The 2,953-nt window shown below is 34.1% G+C and carries 6 protein-coding genes; 2 read left to right on the forward strand and 4 right to left on the reverse strand.

Features of this window, described 5'->3' with window-relative positions:
- The first annotated feature begins 106 nt into the window (after window positions 1–106).
- The gene (locus AB1414_18290) at window positions 107–232 is read left to right on the forward strand and encodes a hypothetical protein (protein MEW6609365.1); all 126 of its coding nucleotides are present in this window, start codon (window positions 107–109) and stop codon (window positions 230–232) included.
- Window positions 233–289: 57 nt separating this feature from the next.
- On the opposite strand, the gene mtnP is transcribed toward AB1414_18290, so the two are convergent.
- Complete coding sequence (gene mtnP, locus AB1414_18295; GenBank protein MEW6609366.1) at window positions 290–1,153, reverse strand: S-methyl-5'-thioadenosine phosphorylase; 864 nt, start codon at window positions 1,151–1,153, stop codon at window positions 290–292.
- Window positions 1,154–1,585: 432 nt separating this feature from the next.
- Here mtnP and AB1414_18300 point away from each other — a divergent pair, with 432 nt between their 5' ends.
- The gene (locus AB1414_18300; protein MEW6609367.1) at window positions 1,586–1,750 is read left to right on the forward strand and encodes a hypothetical protein; all 165 of its coding nucleotides are present in this window, start codon (window positions 1,586–1,588) and stop codon (window positions 1,748–1,750) included.
- A gap of 125 nt (window positions 1,751–1,875) precedes the next feature.
- Here the strand turns inward: AB1414_18300 and AB1414_18305 are convergent, their stop codons facing one another.
- The 3 genes from AB1414_18305 to AB1414_18315 all read right to left on the reverse strand — a co-directional run.
- Window positions 1,876–2,412 (reverse strand): hypothetical protein, encoded by a 537-nt coding sequence (locus AB1414_18305; GenBank protein ID MEW6609368.1) that lies wholly within the window; start codon window positions 2,410–2,412, stop codon window positions 1,876–1,878.
- A 16-nt stretch (window positions 2,413–2,428) separates the two neighbouring features.
- Window positions 2,429–2,563 carry a hypothetical protein gene (locus tag AB1414_18310; protein MEW6609369.1) on the reverse strand — a complete coding sequence of 45 codons (135 nt, stop codon included), beginning with the start codon at window positions 2,561–2,563 and terminating at the stop codon, window positions 2,429–2,431.
- A gap of 148 nt (window positions 2,564–2,711) precedes the next feature.
- A partial coding sequence (locus AB1414_18315; protein ID MEW6609370.1) for a hypothetical protein occupies window positions 2,712–2,953 on the reverse strand: 242 nt, incomplete at its 5' end.

The following is a 2,953-nucleotide window of genomic DNA, read 5'->3' on the forward strand; positions in this document are numbered from 1 at the left end:
ATCTAGCATAGAGGTTGAAATAGTGTAAGAAAAGGAGATATGGGGATTATGGAGATAAGGAGATATTATTAAAAAAATTGAAATTAGTAGAAACTAATAGAAATTTATGGAAATTTGTTGTTTTCCAGAATCAATTTCTACCTATTTCTATAAATTTCACTCTATTTCTATTATCTTATCTCCATATCTCCCTTTATCTCCTTATCCCCTTTTGGACACCAAATCTGCATAGATTTCACTATTAGCGTTATTTTCAGACACCACCTTTTTTTTAGGTAATCGTTATGTCTTACAAATACTCTCCAATTATAAGTCTTAATTTCTCTTTGGTGCTTTGAGGAATTAATTCAGATTTTGTAATTATTCCATCTTTAAGTGCTGTGGCACAGACACAATGCCGGCTATCTGGAACTTGAGTAATTATCTTTTTAATCATCTGTTTTGCATGCTCGACATTTTTCATCAGATTATTTATGACCATTTCTATGGTTACATCTTCTGCGGTTTCATGCCAGACATCGTAGTCCGTAACTAAAGCAATCGTCGCGTAGCAAATTTCCGCCTCACGCGCCAATCTCGCCTCCGGGATGTTAGTCATACCAATAATATCACATCCCCACTTTCGATAAATATTAGATTCTGCACGGGTGGAAAACTGTGGTCCTTCGATACAGATATAAATTCCGCCCTGATGAATCGTGTAACCTGATTCTTTTCCAGTTTCATACAATAACTTATTTAATTCTGGACAATAAGGGTCGGCAAAACTTATATGTCCAACAGCACCTTCTCCAAAGAAAGTATGTTGTCTTAGACCTAAAGTTCGGTCAACTAATTGGTCTGGAATAACTATATCCAGTGGTTTTAATTCTTCTTTTAAACTACCTACCGCACTTACGCCAATTATCCGCTCAATGCCTAATGATTTTAAGGCATAAATATTTGCCCTTGAATTTATCTCCGTTGGCATAATACAATGTCCTTCTTTATGTCTGGGTAAAAAAGCAACCTTCTTTTCTCCCAATCTACCAATGACAATATCATTAGAAGGAAGACCATAGGGGGTAGGGACTTGTTTTTTCTCAATCTCCTTTAATCCCTCCATTTGATATAATCCACTGCCTCCAATTACTCCAATGCTCACCTTTTCCAATTTTATTTAACCTCCTTGTATCTGGTAATTGGTAACTGGTGAATGGTAATTAGTTACCAGTTACCATTTAACCGATTACTTACTTTATAATTTCGTGAAGCCCTATTTGGTAAAGTGCCTTGCACGAAATCATAACTTATTGATTTGCGGTAACCGTTCAGGTAGTCCTTTACCGCAGAGACGCAGAGGAACAGAGAAGACATAGAAATAAAGTAACTATTCAGCCATTGATTAACACGGATTAGCACGGATAAAAAAAGAAAATCTATTCACCAGAGACAGAAATTTCCTTTTTTTGTGCATTTGAGGTCTTTCGTTGTTTATTAATCTTTAGTAAGCATTCAGGTGGTGTAACAAAAGGAGATGTGGAGATTAAGGAGATAGGGAGATATTATTAAAAAAATTGAAATTAATAGAAACTAATAGAAATTTATGGAAATTTGTTGTTTTCCACAATCAATTTCTACCTATTTCTATAAATTTCAATCTATTTCTATTATCTTATCTCCATATCACTCTTATCTCCTTATCCCCTTTCTTACACTTTTGATATATAGCCTGAACGGTTACAATCTTTTAATACGAACTTTTGACTAACTGTTTTTAAGCCTTTTTAAACACCAAAAAACGCGAAAAACACGAAAAAAAAGATACTTTCCTCTCTGTGAACTCTTGCGTCTCTGCGGTAAAGGATTACCTGAACGGTTACATCCCTTACCGCCTTAAATCCCAAAAACCTTTTCTATTAGTTTCACAAAAGTAGGATTAGCAAAGGTTAGGGCAATAAGGGCAATGGCGATGAAGATATTAAGCCTAAAGTTAAGGCTTTTGAACTTCTCATCTACAATCTTAAATCTTTCATCTACAACATTAAATCTTTCCTCCAGCTTACTTTCAAGAGCCTTGAATCTTTCATCTACAACATTAAATCTTTCCTCCATCTTACTTTCAAGAACCTTGAATCTTTCATCTACAACCTTAAATCTTTCATTCACCTCATGTTCAAGTGTTTTAAATCTTTCATCTACAATCTTAAATCTTTCCTCAAATAATTCTCTTGTTACCAGCTCATTTCTTAATTCATCTTTTAATTCAGTCTTTGTCTGACTCTTCTTTTCTACGATTATCTCTTCTGCCTTCTTCTCAATTGCTTCAATTACTGACTCTATTGACTTAGCAAAAATCTCTGCCTTTTGTTTTTCTCCTAATGCCTCTGTTAATAAATCATAGGTTGTTCGCGGCAAGGTATATGTAGCCATATTTTTTATCTCCTTTTTAGTCAATTTTAGAAGTTAAAAATGTAGGAAGGGGGATAAAGAGATAAGGGCGATATGGAGATAAGATAATAGAAATAGATTGAAATTTATAGAAATAGGTAGAAATTGATTGTGGAAAACAACAAATTTCCATAAATTTCTATTAGTTTCTACTAATTTCAATTTTTTTAATAATATCTCCCTATCTCCTTAATCTCCACATCTCCTTTTGTTACACCACCTGAACGCTTACTAAGGATTAGAGGATTTCTTTTATCCCGAATCACTAATCCCTTACCGCCTTAAATCCCAAAAACCTTTTCTATTAGTTTCACAAAAGTAGGATTAGCAAAGGTTAGGGCAATAAGGGCAATGGCGATGAAGATATTAAACTTAAAGTTAAGGCTCTTGAACTTCTCATCTACAACATTAAATCTTTCCTCCAGCTTACTTTCAAGAGCCTTGAATCTTTCATCTACAACATTAAATCTTTCCTCCATCTTACTTTCAAGAACCTTGAATCTTTCATCTACAACCTTAAATC

The organism is bacterium, from assembly GCA_040755795.1.
In the GTDB taxonomy this organism is placed as follows: Bacteria; UBA9089; CG2-30-40-21; order CG2-30-40-21; family SBAY01; genus JBFLXS01.

What these genes read in the sequence shown, in the direction of transcription:
- AB1414_18290 (MEW6609365.1), top strand. Translation starts at nt 107, where the DNA reads ATGGAAATTTGTTGTTTTCCAGAATCAATTTCTACCTATTTCTATAAA.
- AB1414_18300 (MEW6609367.1), top strand. Translation starts at nt 1,586, where the DNA reads ATGGAAATTTGTTGTTTTCCACAATCAATTTCTACCTATTTCTATAAA.
- AB1414_18310 (MEW6609369.1), bottom strand. Translation starts at nt 2,563, where the DNA reads ATGGAAATTTGTTGTTTTCCACAATCAATTTCTACCTATTTCTATAAA.
- AB1414_18305 (MEW6609368.1), bottom strand. Translation starts at nt 2,412, where the DNA reads ATGGCTACATATACCTTGCCGCGAACAACCTATGATTTATTAACAGAG.